The following is a 15,609-nucleotide window of genomic DNA, read 5'->3' as shown; positions in this document are numbered from 1 at the left end:
TTACGATTATTTTTCTTAAAACCACTTACAGCTTGAACAGTGGTGAATAATGCTATCCCAACCAACCATCTCGATCTAAACTCCTATACTGAATGGCTTCGGCAATATGAGAGGATACTACTGTTGGAGCAGCATCAAGATCAGCAATCGTTCTTGCTACTTTCAAAATACGATCGTATGCCCTGGCCGAGAGATTTAATCGTTCCATGGCAGTTTTCAATAATTGCTTCGAAACATCATCAAGAGAACAGTATTCCCGGATCTGCTTCGTGTTCATTTGGGCATTATAGTGAATGTTTTCCATTTGTTCAAAGCGTTCGGTTTGAATTTCACGCGCTGCCGTGACTCTTTTTCTGATATCGACACTGCTCTCCGCTTTTCTATCATCTGATAATTTTTCAAAAGGAACAGGCGTAACTTCGATGTGAATGTCTATTCGATCTAGTAAAGGCCCCGAAATTTTACTCAAATAACGCTGCATCTCATGCGGCGAAGAGGTTTGTGGAGAATCTGGATCGTTAAAAAAACCGCTTGGGCTGGGATTCATACTCGCCACCAGCATAAAAGACGAGGGATAAGTCACCGTAAACTTGGCTCTGGAAATAGTCACTTCCCTATCTTCTAGTGGCTGGCGCATCACTTCGAGAACATCGCGTTTAAATTCTGGTAATTCGTCAAGAAACAAAACTCCATTGTGCGCCATAGAGATTTCACCCGGTTGCGGGTAACTTCCTCCCCCAACAAGTGCCACGTTACTTATCGTATGATGAGGACTCCTAAAAGGACGTTGGTTCATTAACCCTACTTCTTTCAGTTTGCCTGCCACGCTATGTATTTTTGTCGTTTCTAAGGCTTCCCGCAAAGTCATTGGTGGCAAAATACTAGGTAACCGCTTGGCAAGCATCGTTTTTCCCGCACCTGGAGGACCAATTAAAATAATATTATGCCCACCCGCAGCCGCTATTTCCATGCAACGCTTAATACTCTCTTGACCCTTCACATCCGAAAAATCAAATTCAGGAAAATCCAAATCTTTGTAAAACTCCGCCCTGGTATCAATTATTGTTGGTTCTAGATCTCCTTTTCCTTCTAAGAAATCGATAACTTCCTGAACATTTTCAACACCATACACATCTAATCCAGTAACAATGGCTGCTTCTTTCACATTTTGCTTTGGAAGAAAAAAACCTTTAAACCCCTCCTCTTTGGCTTTTATGGCGATAGGTAACGCACCTCGTATAGGCTGTAAACTACCATCAAGCGACAACTCGCCCATAATGATATATTTGTCGACATCGATTGCTTGAATTTGTTGAGACGCAACAAGAATCCCTATGGTTAAAGTTAAATCATAAGCAGAACCTTCCTTCCGCAAGTCTGCAGGAGCCATATTGATTGTGATCTTTTTACCGGGCATGGAATACCCATTATTCTTGAGAGCAGCTGCAATTCTATAACTACTTTCTTTGATGGCATTATCTGGTAGTCCCACTAAATGATATCCAATTCCTTTATCAATATTCACTTCAACAGTAATTGTTGTAGCTTCCACTCCAAATACGGCACTTCCAAAAACTTTAACTAGCATGGGCGATTATTTTTATTAAAAATAGACAATTTAGGCATACTAATGTATACTTTATAATTTATTTAAAATCAACCAAATTTTCCAATGATAGACACTTTTTGCGATAGATATTTTTAACTTTTCTCAATAAAAAAGGAGTTATGTTTGAATCACATAACTCCTTTTTCAAATTAACTTATTTAATACCCGTCATTCTGACTTAAGTTTGCATTTACATCCATTTGCCGTCGTGACATGGGCAAAATTAAATTATTTGCATCATACAAGAGTGATCTACTCTTTTGTTAGAACCGTTTTTAAAATCCCATTTGCAATTAGTTCACTAAAAATAATGCATTGCTGAATAATAAATTACCATTTTCCCAAAAACCTCTAAACAAAGGATTATCAATCATATAAATCACTTCACCTTTATCTTTTTTATCAATAGCAAAACTTACCGTATTGTTTAATTTGTTTTTTATATCATGTCCTACAAAACCATAACTTTTATAATTAAGAGGTACATAAGCCACGTTAGTTGCTTTTTTCAACAGCGAATAATGTCTATCATCTGTTTTTAAACTGTAGTAAACAGTCCCCAAACCAAATGACATTGGATGTGTCATGTCTAATACATTCTCAATTACAGCGCCAGGAATGGATGCTGAAATAGCCCTGCGTTCTGCACTTTGATAATCTAAAAAACGCTCCTTCAATAATTTATCCATCGCCAATTTCTCAGAACTTTTCTTAGCTTCATCCGATTCAAAAAGAGTCAAATTATAAGCTTCTTTATCTTCAAAAATACTTAGAGCATTATTCATTGCAATCACTTTGCCCCCATTTTTAATCCATTCGGTAATTTGCTTTTGCTGGTCCACCGAAAAGTCATAAAAACCATCTGCTAAAATTAAAGTATTGTACTTCACGAGTTCTAATCGATTAAAGTTACCTGTTTCAACGATACTAACAGGATAACCAATAACTTCATCCAAGTAAAACCAAACGGCTCCAAATTCAGTGGAACCGACTCCTTTTCCTGACAGCAGAGCTATTTTAGGTGCTTTCAAAATAGTAAAATTCTCTCCCCCTAAATCAGTGCCATTCTTCGTGTAACCGCTAGTGATGAAGTTAAAGTCTTTTTTAACCATAATGATTTCACTAACAGTTTTCTCAAAATCAGGTAATTTTGAATTATCTGCCTTACTTACAATTAATCCACCAGGCTCAACTACAACATTACCAAAAATCGCTTTTTTCATCGCCGATCTTACTTTGATATTTTTCTGATGCAAAAGCGACAAAACCTGGGCAGAGATACGATTGTTCCATGGAATATAGAAACCATAAACACTTTTGGGTATTATTGGCGCCACTACTTCGATACTCGCTTTGGTTTTGATTGTGATTATGTTTTTTACTGCATATCCTTCAACTCCAAAAGCTAATGGTAGTGCCCATGCTGTTATATCATAAGACAAGCTATCATTTAAAACCTGATTAGGCTCAAATAAAATCTGTGTTAATACTGCCTTTGGCTGATCTACTTTTACAATAAGGTCATTGGCTTCGATGGAGAATTTTTGCGATTTCTGTGTCTGATAATTAAAGCCCTTCGCTTTTTGACTAGCATCAGCATATGCAAATTCAATTTTGTTTCTTTTCAACAAAACCTCCATTTGTTCTAATTTTGGATTACTCTTCAAAACATACGTTTTATACTCTCCCTTAACAGTTTTTCTAGATTCGGTCATGAAATTCCTAAATCCTTCAATCAATTTATTTGACTCCGATGTAGCAACTTCAACTGCCGTTAAAACAGCTTTTGCATGATGGGTTAACCTATCTTTGATCGTAAGCGATGAACCGTTTTCCATTAAAACTTCCCTTCCTGCGCCAATTCCTCCTTGTTCAAATGTCATTCCAACTGCTCCATTATAAGTTGGATAGGTATCCCCATAGCTAGGATAAAACATGTCAAATCGTTCTCTAGTGTTGTACAACCAATTTTCAGCATCAAACTTGTTAGCAATTTTGGCACCTAGGGTATTATGAAAATCTTTCTGGTACTTCTCAATATATTCATGCCACGGCTCTGCTGATGGAGGGAAAAAATAGGGAGAGTTGTATCCCATTTCGTGAACATCAACATGCATTTGCGGAAGCCATTCATTATACAATGCTAATCGCTGCTGAGATTCTAATTGAGTTTGCCAAGCCCAATCTCGGTTTAAGTCGAATATATAATGATTATATCTACCTCCAGGCCATACTTCCATGTGCTCTCGATCTGACAATCCAGGATGTGTTTTTTTTCCTGAAATTTCTCTGAGCCAATTTCCATATCTGGAATATCCGTCAGGATTGATACAAGGATCTAAAATAACAATCGTATTTTCTAATTCTTTTTTAGAAACCGGATTAGCTAGGTTTAGCAACTCATAAGCCACAGTCATAGCGCTTTCTGTCCCTGCAAATTCATTGCCATGTACGTTAAAACTCAACCAGACAATAAGTTTATCACCAATCTTTTCTGTTTTTTTATCGGACAAACCAATAGCCGCCAAATTATTATTTCGGATTAAATCCAAATTGGCTAAATTTTCAGAACTGGAAATAAAATAAACATTTAAATCTCGGCCTTCATTTGTGACTCCATATTTTTGTTTCTTAATATTTGGCGACTCAATACACAGCTGACCAAAATAAGCTTCCACTTGATGATACTGACTGATTTGTTTACCATAATTAGGTAGGAATTTCTCAGGTCTCTTTAATTGAGCATTAGCTGACACTATTAGAAAGAGAAATAATAGACCAAATAACGTTTTTTTCATTTTAGTACAAATTGGGTTAGAGCTCAAAAATAGACTTTAAAAATTATTCTGCTCTTTAAACGCTATAAAATCAATTTCACACTATGTTTTTTTGTTTAACTAAATCAATTAAAAAAAATAACTTAACGTATTGAAAATTATGTTTTTAATTAAATAAACACACTTGAAAACAATAAACAAAAATCAAAAAAAAGTGTTAATTTATTAAATTACGTTTACTAAAATTATGTTAAATTCACTAAAAAATCATTATAATACATGTTTTTTTAGTGAAAATATTAAATAACCTCCTAAAACTTGGCATTTGATAAAAATGCGTCTAATGCTCTTTTTAATAAATAAACTTTTTCCTTTTTTAACAATGTTTTAAGATATTTACCAAACTAACTTTATAAGAATTTAACATGAAAATGAACTACAACTATTGTTTAACCCTTCTATTTTTACTTCTTGCACAAATTACTGTAAGTCAAGAAATCACGATAAACGGAAAAGTTTTAGATAAGGGTGGACTTCCTATTCCCGGAGCCAATATTATCGTAAAATCAACGAAAGTAAATGCACAAACTGATTTTGACGGTAAGTTCACCATAAAAGCAAATGCAAAACAAATTATCGTGGCTAGCTACGTTGGTATGAGTCCAGTAGAAATGCCTGCTTCTTCTTCAATGACATTCAAATTGTCAGAAGCTGCTAATGAATTAGAATCTATTGTTGTTGTGGGATACGGAACGCTAAGTAAGAGAAAATTAACCGGCAATATCGCCCGGGTTACTTCTGAAGACATAAAGCAAATTCCGGTTGCTAATGTTCAAAATGCCTTGGTAGGTAAATTAGCTGGTGTCCAAGTAACACAAACTAATGGAAAAGTTGAAGGTGGAATAAACATTCGTGTTCGAGGTGCTGCAAGTATAAGCGCTGGAACTCAACCTTTGTACGTATTAGATGGAATACCATTGGTTACTTCAAATGAGTCTGGGAATGGCGCTCCAACAAACCCTTTATTAACTTTAAGTCCCAATGAAATTGAATCAATTGATGTTTTAAAAGATGCTTCTTCTGCTGCAATTTATGGTGCTCGAGGTGCAAATGGTGTTGTATTAATTACAACTAAAAGGGGTAAAGCTGGTAAGGCCGTTTTTTCACTTAACTTTTCTCAGGGGGTAAGTGAAGCGACAAACAAAAGAAAATGGTTAAACGCCAGCCAATATGTAGAGCTATTCACAGAGGCATCCATAAATACATTCGGTACTGCAGAAGAGGCAGAAGGCACTTTTGAATTTCTCGCTCAGGGAACCGATTGGAGAAACGGAGCCGTGGATACTAACTGGCAGGATACTGTTTTTAGAACGGGTCATAACACCGATGCTGATTTCTCAGTTTCCGGTGGTGACGAAAAAACAAAGTATTTCTTTTCAGGAGCCTACAACAATACTGAAGGAATCATAAACAGTAATGCATTAGAAAGAATAACAGCTAGAACTAATGTTTCTCATAAAGTTTCTGACCGATTTACAACTGGAATGAATCTAAGTTTCTCAAGATCAAAAATAAATCGTGTGGATAATGATAACTCATTTACCACACCTCTACAAGCTATCGCACAATCTCCTCTATCGCAAGATCGATTAGCAGATGGCACGGCTAATCCAAATACGCTTTACGCCAATTATTTATTGTCCATAGACAATTCATTTTGGAAAACCTTAATGAGAAGAGTCATTGGAAAAGTGTATGGCGAATATAAAATTTTACCTTCTTTAAAATTAAATTCTGACTTTTCTTATGATCTTTTGTCGCAAACAGAGGACAACTGGCGAGGTAAGAACACTCCGTTTATGGCTACTGACGGAAGTGTTTTCGCTAGCTCTGTGAACAATGAAACTTATGTTTACAGCAATTATTTAACTTTTGACAAAGATTTAGGAGAAAAACATACCATAAATGCAGTTGCAGGAATGGAGTTTAATAAATACAACCGAAGGTATCAAAGCGCAACAAGTATCTATTTCCCAAATGATTCCTTTCAAACTGTGGATGGTGGCGCTGAAGTATCTGGGGGTTCAGGAAATGAAACCGATTATACTTTTGTTTCTCAATTTGGCCGAGTAAATTATTCTTATGACAATAAATATATTTTCAAAGCAAGTATTCGTCGTGATGGCTCATCTCGTTTTGGAAAAAATAATAGATTTGGCGTTTTTCCTGCATTTTCTGCTGGATGGATTATTTCAGAGGAAAGTTTCTTAAAAGACAATGGAACAATTTCTTTTTTAAAATTAAAAGGCAGTTGGGGTAAATTGGGAAATGCCGAATTAGGTAACTTTGCTTCTCGCCAATTGTACGGTTCTAATCCTTACAATTTAAAATCTGGACTTTCCTTTTCTCAAGCAGGGAACAACAATTTAACTTGGGAGAAATCAGCCCAAGCCGATTTTGGGGTTGAATTTGGATTATTTAACCGTATCAGTATTGAAGCCGATTATTATCAAAAAAACACAGATGGTCTACTTTTTAGCGTTCCTTTAGCTATTAGTTCTGGTGCTTCAACTATTAATCAAAATATTGGAAAACTTGAAAGTAGCGGTTTTGAATTGACGCTTAATAGCAATATTGTTGATTCTCAAAGTTTAAAATGGAATACAAGTTTCAACATTACCACTAATAATACAGTAGTTAAATCAATGCCTAACAATAACGCCGATATTGTTAGCAACTTTACCATTAATAGGGTTGGAGAAAATGTATCGTCTTTTTATCTAATTGAATATGCTGGTGTCGATCCTGCAAATGGAGATGCCTTGTTTTACAAAAACACAACAAATACAGATGGCACTGTAGATCGTACTACAACCAATGATTATAGTATAGCTAAAAGAGTTATTGCTGGAAATCCATTTCCGACATTAATGACAGGAATGACTAATACTATTAATTACAAAGGAATTGATTTCTCTTTTACTTTTCAGGGCGAATGGGGCGCCAGTATATACAATTCAGCGGGAATCTACCAATCCGTCGCTGCTGACTATTTTGACAATCAAACTGTAGATCAATTAGACCGTTGGCAAATCCCCGGAGATATAACAAATGTACCTCAAGCGCGATTATATGGAAGTAATGGAACTGGTGCATCAACCCGTTTCTTAGATAAAGCAGATTTTATTAGACTTCGAAATCTAACTCTAGGCTATTCATTGAACAATAAATTGACCAAAGATATGGGAATGTCAAGTGTGCGGTTGTATTTGACAGGAGTAAATTTACTCACTTTTACTAAATATTCTGGTTATGACCCAGAAGCCCGAAGAGATGATGCAGGAGTTGGAGAAGAGTTTTATTCTGCACCTCCAGCCAAAACAATCGCTTTAGGAGTAAATATTAATTTTTAAATTTAAAAAGATGAAATCACATAAATTAATCCTTCTTAGCCTAGTCGCTCTTATTTTTATAAGTTGTGAAAATCAATTAGAACTTGATCCTAAACAGAATGAAGATGCATCCATAACATTAAACACAGAATCTGGAATAACTAATATTTTAACTGGTACTTACGCCATTGCAGCAACGGGAGATGTTTATGGAGGGCGTATTCTCGTAGCAGCTGATTTATTGGGACAAACAGGTAAAACTTCTACTACCGATTTAAGATGGAGAGGAACCTTCGCAGGTTTGCGACAATTTTATAACAAGTCCATATTGGTAGATAACGCATTTTCACAGGCAATCTATACACGTAATTATCAAATTATTAATGCCGCTAATACAGTAATTGAAAATATAGGCAAAGTAACTGATCCGGAAAAACAAAAAACGATGGCAGCAGAAGCTACTTTTTTGAGGTCTCTTGCCTATTTTGATTTAGTTCGCTTCTTCGCAAAACCATATGAATCCGGACAGGTAAACAGTCAATTGGGAGTCGTAATCAGACCCGCTGCTATTTATGATTTCAGCGTAGACCTATCAAAAGAAAGAAGTTCTGTAGAGGAGGTTTATGCCCTTGTTGTCTCAGGTTTGACCAAAGCCTATTCAGACCTACCTGCAGAAAATAGTTTTTATGCCGATAAATACTCAGCCGCTGCTCTTTTAGCGAGAGTCTATTTACAACAAGGAAATTATGCAGCAGCCAGAGCGGCAGCAAATGACGTAATTGAAAATAGCGGTCATAGACTATCTAATAAATATGCAGATGCCTTTAACCACGATGCTGACCAATCGGAAGACGTATTTGCTGTTCAAATAACGAAACAAACCGGTGACAATCAGGCTACCAATCATTATGCCTCGGAAGACAGTGGAGGTCGTGGTGGTGATATCGAAATCAGAAATAACTATCTTAATAAATTCACAGATCCAAATGACGAGAGACGCAATTTCAATTATCTAAATCCAGCAAATAGTCGAAGATTAACTAACAAATTTACAAATCAATTTGGCGACGTTGGTATCATTCGCTTAGCTGAAATGTATTTGATCAGAGCAGAAACTAATTTTAGATTAGGAACAATAGTAGGTGCTTTACCACTTAAAGATATTAATACAATAAGAACTAGAGCCCTTGCTTCTAATTTTTTAACTCTTGATTTAAACACAATATTAAAAGAACGAGAATTAGAACTAGCAATGGAAGGTTTCTCAATTCACGACCTTAAAAGAACAAAGCGTTCGATCGATATCAACGCTGATGGAACTGAATTTTACTTTTACAATAATGACAAATTGGTTTTTCCTATTCCGTTAAGAGAAATGGACACCAATAAATTAATTACTCAAAATCCAGGTTACGGAAGTTAATTAATAGCTTTTATCGTGTTAAAAAAAAAACCATCCGTCGTTGACGAGATGGTTTTTTTATCTAAATTTAGTTTTAAAAAAAAACCTCCTTTTCTCGCGATTTTCATACTTTCTTATAAAACAGGAACTATGATTAAATCATTACCCTTAAGCAAGTTTTATTTTATAATGTTGAAACTAAGCTTTTTCTATATTATTTACGAAACATATCCGAACGGGATCGAACGGATTTGCTTTAACACCTTGCAAAACAGCCTCAGGAAATGCTATTCTATACACAAATCCTCACACAAGTTTTTACTGTAGACCCGAAGCACAAACCTGCAATGAAGAAGGATTAAATGCTTATGAAGCCGTTACTGGGAGACAATTTTTTATTTACTAGAGTTTTAACTAAAATTATAACTAGATATCTACCTCTTCGAATGGAGATGTATCTGATATGTCTAACGAAAAAATGCTAATTAAAAACTAGAAAATCTTTTATGAATATGACGGCCAATTATTACCCATTACTAAAAAAAACATCACTATCAAATAGTTGGAGAACGGTAAAGTAAAAGACAAAGAGTTTAAAACCTATTTTACCAATCATGGTCCCATAATAGCCCAAAGGGAGGGCAACTGGATTAGCTTAAAATCACACAGTCGTTCCATGAAAAGTTTAGAGTAAAGTTAGCTTAGAAACTAATCTAAAAATTTAGAGGATTATCAAACGACTAAGGATTTGATTAACATTTAATTTAAACCGACTTGGAATTAAAACTAAAAAAGGCACAAAAAAAGCTTTAGTAAAAATTAAAAAAAACAGCTTTAATTTTTACTCAAAAAACATTGTTGTTAATTTTTTACTTCGGTTTCAACACCAAAAAACCACGATTTAATCATCGTCCTGAAGGCCGCTACTTCCATTTTAGGCAGATTTTTGGATATATTTCCTTATATTTGCAAGAGTTTCAATAATTTTTTGGGTTATGTGTCGATTTATAATCAATATTTCGCACATGACTTTCTACGGTCTCATATTCCTGAAATCATCCTAGAAAACTATCTTTTTATGCAGTTTACTGCATCCTTTGCCATTTGGAAAAATTCCATTCACAGGCATTCAAATAATCCGAATACAATATGCACATAATAGATTATATAATCTTTGTCGTCTACATGCTGGCTATGTTAGGTGTTGGTCTCTACTTTTTTAATAAAAATAAAACTGCCGAGGATTTTTATGTTAGTGGAAGAAACATGAGTAGTTGGCATATCGGTTTGTCCGTAGTAGCTACTGATGTAGGGGGTGGATTTTCAATTGGTTTGGGAGGACTTGGTTTTACGATGGGAATATCAGGATCCTGGATGTTATTTACAGGACTACTTGGCGCTTGGTTAAGTGCCGTTTTTCTAATTCCGAAAGTTAGCCAGCTGGGGCACAAATATAAATTTTTTACTTTCCCGCAAATTTTCGGTCATTTCTACAATGGAAAAGTCGCTCTTTTAGCCGGGATTATTTCTGCAATCGGGTACATCGGATTCACTAGTTCTCAGGTTTTGGCTGGAGCCAAATTAGCTTCGGCAACAATTGACGGTTTGAACATTCAGACTGCATTAATTGTTATGGGAGTTATTGCCGTGACGTATACTTCTATAGGAGGATTAAAAGCAGTTATTTACACCGATACGATTCAATGGCTAATCCTTATAGTTGGATTAGTTTTTATAGGAATACCTGTTGCCTATAATGCAGTTGGAGGTTACGATGCCATCAAAGCAACTTTAGACCCTAAATACTTATCACTAACAAATGTAACTTGGTATCAATTACTAAATTGGTCCGTCACTATTATTCCTATTTGGTTTGTTGGAATGACGCTATACCAAAGAATTTATGCCAGTAAAGGGGAAAAAGAAGCAAAGAAAGCCTGGATAATTGCTGGAGTTTTCGAATGGCCTATAATGGCTTTCATGGGAGTTATTCTTGGAATGTTAGCTAAGGTAGCTGCAACAAAAGGTATGTTTGATGGAGTTACAGATGCGGCCTCAATGGACAGCGAAATGGGATTACCTATCTTACTGGCTACCATTTTACCGATTGGGTTAATGGGATTAATGCTTTCCTCCTATTTTTCGGCTATACTTTCCACTGCTGACAGCTGCCTAATGGCTGCCTCTGGAAATATCGTTACTGATATTATTTCTAAATTTTCTAAAAAACAGTTAACTCATAAAAAGGAACTTCAGCTTTCACAAATCGTAACATTACTGGTTGGAATTTTCGCGATTTTATTAGCTTCCCAAATGCAAAACGTATTGGAATTGATGCTCTACTCCTACGCCTTTATGGTTTCTGGATTATTCATCCCCGTCTTGGGTGCTTTATTTTGGAAAAAAAGCCATCCAATAGCTGCTTTTTGGAGTATGCTTTTTGGAGGTGTAACGACAATTTTACTTATAATTACCGAAAATAAGTTACCTTTAGGAATAAAACTACCCGAACATTTAGACGCAAATATTTACGGAATAAGTGTTTCTCTATTGTTGTTCGTTACAATATCAATTTATCATCATAATAAAAAAGAAAAACAAAATGGAATTCAAAATAATTAATAGTACTTCAGGAGAAGACAAAACACATACAAATCAAATCATTGCTCAGTTTCTTTTTACTCATTTAGAAGAATACGGAGATAAAGTTGAAGACATTCTAAAATGTATCACTTATGTTATGAATCCTGACAAAGGAGGGAATATAGTCGTAGGTTTAGACGATGATAAGATTGTTGGTGTTGTTATTCTAAATAATACAGGCATGAAAGATTTTATCCCTGAGAATATTTTAGTGTATATTGCTGTAGACAATAGCCAACGCGGTAAAGGGTACGGGAAACAATTAATGCAAAAAGCAATATCAATTGCTGAAGGAAATATTGCACTTCACGTAGAACCGGACAATCCCGCTAAAAAACTATATGAAAAGCTTGGATTTACTAACAAATACTTAGAAATGCGTCTTATTAAATAGTCCAAAATGGAGAATTTAAACCAACGGGCAGAACAGCTTGTTCTTCTGCGAAAGGAACTACATAAATATCCGGAAGTTTCTGGAAAAGAGGTAGAAACTGCAAAAAAAATCACTTCTTTTCTAGAAAAAAATCCAGCTGATGAAGTTATAACCAATATAGGAGAAACTGGAATTATCGCCATTTATAATGGTGAAAAACCGGGGAAAACCGTGTTGTTTAGATGTGAACTGGATGCCTTACCCATTGAAGAAATCAATACGTTCGAACATCGTTCGCTCACCAATGGTGTTTCCCATAAATGCGGGCACGACGGTCATATGGCTATTTTATGTGGTTTAGCAACAGAGTTATATCATCACAAGCCACAGACAGGAAGAGTTATTCTATTATTCCAACCTGCTGAAGAAGATGGTAGCGGTGCGCAAAAAGTGTTTTCAGACACAAAATTTGCTGCATTTCAACCCGATTATGTTTTTGCCTTGCACAATTTACCTGGATATCCAAAAAACCAGATTATAGTAAAAAATGGTACTTTTACTTGCGCTGTCAATAGTATTATAATAAAGTTGGACGGGATAACCGCACATGCCGGAGAACCTGAAAAAGGTATCAATCCTGCCCTAGCGATAGCATCGATTATTACCCAATTCAACGCTTTTATTCAGGCTGACATTTCAAAAGAAAATTATTGCCTGATCACCCCTATTTATACCAAAATGGGTAAAAAGGCCTATGGTGTTTCTGCGGGAGCCGGAGAAATTCATTTTACGGTAAGAAGTGATAGTAATGCTAGGATGAGAACTATAGAAACCACTTTAGAACATATAGCACATGCCGTTGCAGATCAATATCGCTTGGAATGTAACATAAAATGGACACAAAGCTTCCAAGCCAATGAGAATCATGAAACTGCAGTCAGTATCATCAAAAAAGCGGTAACAGAAAACCAATTTAAACTCCTAGAAAAAGACAGCCCTTTTACCTGGGGAGAAGATTTCGGTTTATTTACTCAGCACTATCCAGGTGCGATGTTTGGGCTGGGGTCAGGAATAGACACACCAGCTTTACACAATCCTGACTACGATTTCCCAGACGACATCATTACGACTGGAGTATCTATTTTTCACCACATAAGTAAACAGATTACAAATGCACACTAATTCAATTATAGAGCTTAATAATACCGCTTATCAAAAAAACCTCTCTTTTCTCCGAACCACTTTTGGAAAAAAGGTTCAAATTTCATGTGTCGTAAAAGGAAATGCTTACGGCCACGGAGTTACGGAGATCGTTTCAATGGCATATAATAACGGGATTACCCACTTCTCCGTATTTGATGTAGAAGAAGCAAAAATCGTTAAGGCAGAATTAGGGGATAACGCGACCATACTAGTCATGGGACTCGTTCAGGACGAAGACATGGAATGGGTGATCAATAATCATGTAGAGTTTTTTGTTTTTGATAAGGGACGATTAACTAAAGCAGCAAAAACTGCAAAAAAGACGCTTAAAAAGGCAATTATACATATTGAGGTAGAGACAGGAATGAATCGTACCGGGTTTGAAAAAAACGAATTAAATACCGTAATCGCTTTTCTAAAAAAAGAAAAAGAACACGTTTTTCTTAAAGGTCTTTGTACTCATTATGCGGGTGCCGAAAGTATTGCCAACTACTATAGAGTTGATAAACAGATTAAAAGATTCGAAGATATTTATCAATACCTTTGTAAGAACGACCTAAAACCAGAAATAAGACATTCAGCCTGTTCAGCAGCGTCTATAATGTTTCCTGCAACGAGAATGGATATGGTTCGAGTAGGGATCATTCAATATGGTTTGTGGCCCAGCCCTGAAGTATTTGTTAATTTTTTGAGTACAAAAAAGAGTAAAATCGATCCTCTTCAAAGAGTTATTGCTTGGAAAAGTAAAATCATGAGTGTAAAAAAAGTAAAAATTGGAGAGTTTATCGGATATGGAACTAGTTTCCTTGCGGAAAGAAAGATGAAAGTAGCCGCAATTCCCATTGGCTATTCCCACGGCTATAGCCGATCTTTGAGCAACCAAGGACGGGTTCTAATCAATGGACAACAGTGTATTGTTGTTGGATCTGTAAATATGAATATGATGACTGTTGATGTCACCAATCTTGACTCAGTAAAGAAAGACGATGAAGTAGTGCTGATTGGCTCTCAAAACGATATTTCAATATCTATAGCTTCTTTTAGTGATTATAGCAATCAACTGAATTATGAATTATTAACCCGAATTTCAAAAACGATTCCACGTAAAATCATAGAATAATGGCCTTTGTAAAACTATACAGAAAAAAATTAGAGGAGAACTACACTTTCTTAAATAACATTTTTGAATCCAGAAATATAGAATGGGGCGTTGTTACAAAGCTTCTCTGCGGAAATAAAATATATTTGAAAGAAGTTATCGCATTGGGGGTAAAAGAAATGCATGACTCCCGCATCAGTAACTTAAAAAAAATAAAGGACTTAGACCCCACCATCCAAACCGTTTATATCAAACCACCTGCTAAACGAAGTATTGAAAAGATTGTACACTATGCGGATGTAAGTTTTAATACTGAAATATACACTATAAAAATGCTTTCCGAAGAAGCACTAAAACAAAATAAAGTACATAAAGTCATCATCATGATTGAGATGGGCGATTTGCGTGAAGGTGTAATGGGTGAAGAGCTAGTTGAATTTTACGGTAGTATTCTAAGTTTACCTAATATTGAAATTCTCGGTATAGGCACCAACCTTAATTGCTTGAGCGGGATAATGCCTACTCAAGACAAACTAATTCAGCTTAGTCTCTACAAACAATTGATTGAAGCGAAATTTAATATTAACATTCCATGGGTTTCCGGCGGAACTTCTGTGGCTATCCCTTTGATGCTGAAAAATGCACGTCCTATGGCTGTGAATCATTTCAGAGTTGGAGAAGCATTGTTTTTTGGTAAGGATCTGTTCACCGGCGAAACCATAAAAGGTATGCACAATGACGTTTTGAAATTGTACTCGGAGATTATCGAAATTACTGAAAAACCGGACACTCCAACAGGTGAATTAGGAGAAAGTGGCGTCGGCAACACCTATGTGATGGAGGATGATGCCGATTTAGGAGTCACTTCTTTACGTGCGATTCTGGATATTGGACTATTGGATATGCAACCACAATATATTGAAGCAGATGATACTGATATTACTATAGTCGATGCCAGTTCTGATATGTTAGTCATTGATATCACAAGCTCAAAAAAGAATTATAAAATAGGAGATTTAGTATCTTTCAAGATTCAATATATGGCAGCGTTATATCTATTAAACTCAGAATATATTGAAAAGACTATTGGTTAATACAGGATTTTAAATTA

10 protein-coding genes are annotated in these 15,609 nt (G+C 35.7%); 8 read left to right on the top strand and 2 right to left on the bottom strand.

Translation table 11 applies throughout. From position 1 onward, the window contains the following. Positions 1 to 52: 52 nt before the first annotated feature. On the bottom strand, positions 53 to 1,588 hold the full coding sequence (locus tag CXF59_RS01350; protein ID WP_101135923.1) for a YifB family Mg chelatase-like AAA ATPase: 1,536 nt from the start codon (positions 1,586 to 1,588) through the stop codon (positions 53 to 55). 314 nt (positions 1,589 to 1,902) lie between these two features. Continuing rightward, positions 1,903 to 4,407, bottom strand: a complete 2,505-nt coding sequence (locus CXF59_RS01345; RefSeq protein WP_101135922.1) for a M14 family zinc carboxypeptidase — start codon at positions 4,405 to 4,407, stop codon at positions 1,903 to 1,905. A 410-nt stretch (positions 4,408 to 4,817) separates the two neighbouring features. Here CXF59_RS01345 and CXF59_RS01340 point away from each other — a divergent pair, with 410 nt between their 5' ends. The 8 genes from CXF59_RS01340 (at position 4,818) to CXF59_RS01310 (ending at position 15,592) form a co-directional block, all read left to right on the top strand. Continuing rightward, the gene (locus CXF59_RS01340; protein WP_232758558.1) at positions 4,818 to 7,799 is read left to right on the top strand and encodes a TonB-dependent receptor; all 2,982 of its coding nucleotides are present in this window, start codon (positions 4,818 to 4,820) and stop codon (positions 7,797 to 7,799) included. A gap of 10 nt (positions 7,800 to 7,809) precedes the next feature. Next, positions 7,810 to 9,201 carry a RagB/SusD family nutrient uptake outer membrane protein gene (locus CXF59_RS01335; RefSeq protein WP_101135920.1) on the top strand — a complete coding sequence of 464 codons (1,392 nt, stop codon included), beginning with the start codon at positions 7,810 to 7,812 and terminating at the stop codon, positions 9,199 to 9,201. 190 nt (positions 9,202 to 9,391) lie between these two features. Further along, a complete protein-coding gene (locus CXF59_RS15645) occupies positions 9,392 to 9,586 on the top strand; it encodes a penicillin acylase family protein (RefSeq protein ID WP_369828523.1) in 195 nt (64 codons plus the stop codon). A 743-nt stretch (positions 9,587 to 10,329) separates the two neighbouring features. Then, positions 10,330 to 11,802, top strand: a complete 1,473-nt coding sequence (locus CXF59_RS01330; RefSeq protein WP_101135919.1) for a sodium:solute symporter — start codon at positions 10,330 to 10,332, stop codon at positions 11,800 to 11,802. Beyond that, positions 11,783 to 12,217 carry a GNAT family N-acetyltransferase gene (locus CXF59_RS01325; RefSeq protein ID WP_101135918.1) on the top strand — a complete coding sequence of 145 codons (435 nt, stop codon included), beginning with the start codon at positions 11,783 to 11,785 and terminating at the stop codon, positions 12,215 to 12,217. The genes CXF59_RS01330 and CXF59_RS01325 overlap by 20 nt, the downstream gene beginning before the upstream one ends. 6 nt (positions 12,218 to 12,223) lie before the next feature. After that, positions 12,224 to 13,378, top strand: a complete 1,155-nt coding sequence (locus CXF59_RS01320; RefSeq protein ID WP_101135917.1) for an amidohydrolase — start codon at positions 12,224 to 12,226, stop codon at positions 13,376 to 13,378. After that, positions 13,368 to 14,519, top strand: coding sequence for an alanine racemase (alr, locus tag CXF59_RS01315; protein ID WP_101135916.1), 1,152 nt, complete (start codon positions 13,368 to 13,370; stop codon positions 14,517 to 14,519). Before CXF59_RS01320 ends, alr begins: the two co-directional genes overlap by 11 nt. Then, entirely contained in the window at positions 14,519 to 15,592 is a 1,074-nt protein-coding gene (locus CXF59_RS01310) for an alanine/ornithine racemase family PLP-dependent enzyme (RefSeq protein WP_101135915.1), read from the top strand. Before alr ends, CXF59_RS01310 begins: the two co-directional genes overlap by 1 nt. Positions 15,593 to 15,609: the final 17 nt, after the last annotated feature.

Source organism: Flavobacterium sp. ALD4 (assembly GCF_002836475.1).
In the GTDB taxonomy this organism is placed as follows: domain Bacteria; phylum Bacteroidota; class Bacteroidia; order Flavobacteriales; family Flavobacteriaceae; genus Flavobacterium.
This window is presented reverse-complemented; position numbering and strand designations above follow the sequence as displayed.

Bases quoted from the DNA above. Each gene is read 5' to 3' on its own strand.
- CXF59_RS01350 (WP_101135923.1), bottom strand. From the start codon at position 1,588: ATGCTAGTTAAAGTTTTTGGAAGTGCCGTATTTGGAGTGGAAGCTACA.
- CXF59_RS01345 (WP_101135922.1), bottom strand. From the start codon at position 4,407: ATGAAAAAAACGTTATTTGGTCTATTATTTCTCTTTCTAATAGTGTCA.
- CXF59_RS01340 (WP_232758558.1), top strand. From the start codon at position 4,818: ATGAACTACAACTATTGTTTAACCCTTCTATTTTTACTTCTTGCACAA.
- CXF59_RS01335 (WP_101135920.1), top strand. From the start codon at position 7,810: ATGAAATCACATAAATTAATCCTTCTTAGCCTAGTCGCTCTTATTTTT.
- CXF59_RS01330 (WP_101135919.1), top strand. From the start codon at position 10,330: ATGCACATAATAGATTATATAATCTTTGTCGTCTACATGCTGGCTATG.
- CXF59_RS01325 (WP_101135918.1), top strand. From the start codon at position 11,783: ATGGAATTCAAAATAATTAATAGTACTTCAGGAGAAGACAAAACACAT.
- CXF59_RS01320 (WP_101135917.1), top strand. From the start codon at position 12,224: ATGGAGAATTTAAACCAACGGGCAGAACAGCTTGTTCTTCTGCGAAAG.
- alr (WP_101135916.1), top strand. From the start codon at position 13,368: ATGCACACTAATTCAATTATAGAGCTTAATAATACCGCTTATCAAAAA.
- CXF59_RS01310 (WP_101135915.1), top strand. From the start codon at position 14,519: ATGGCCTTTGTAAAACTATACAGAAAAAAATTAGAGGAGAACTACACT.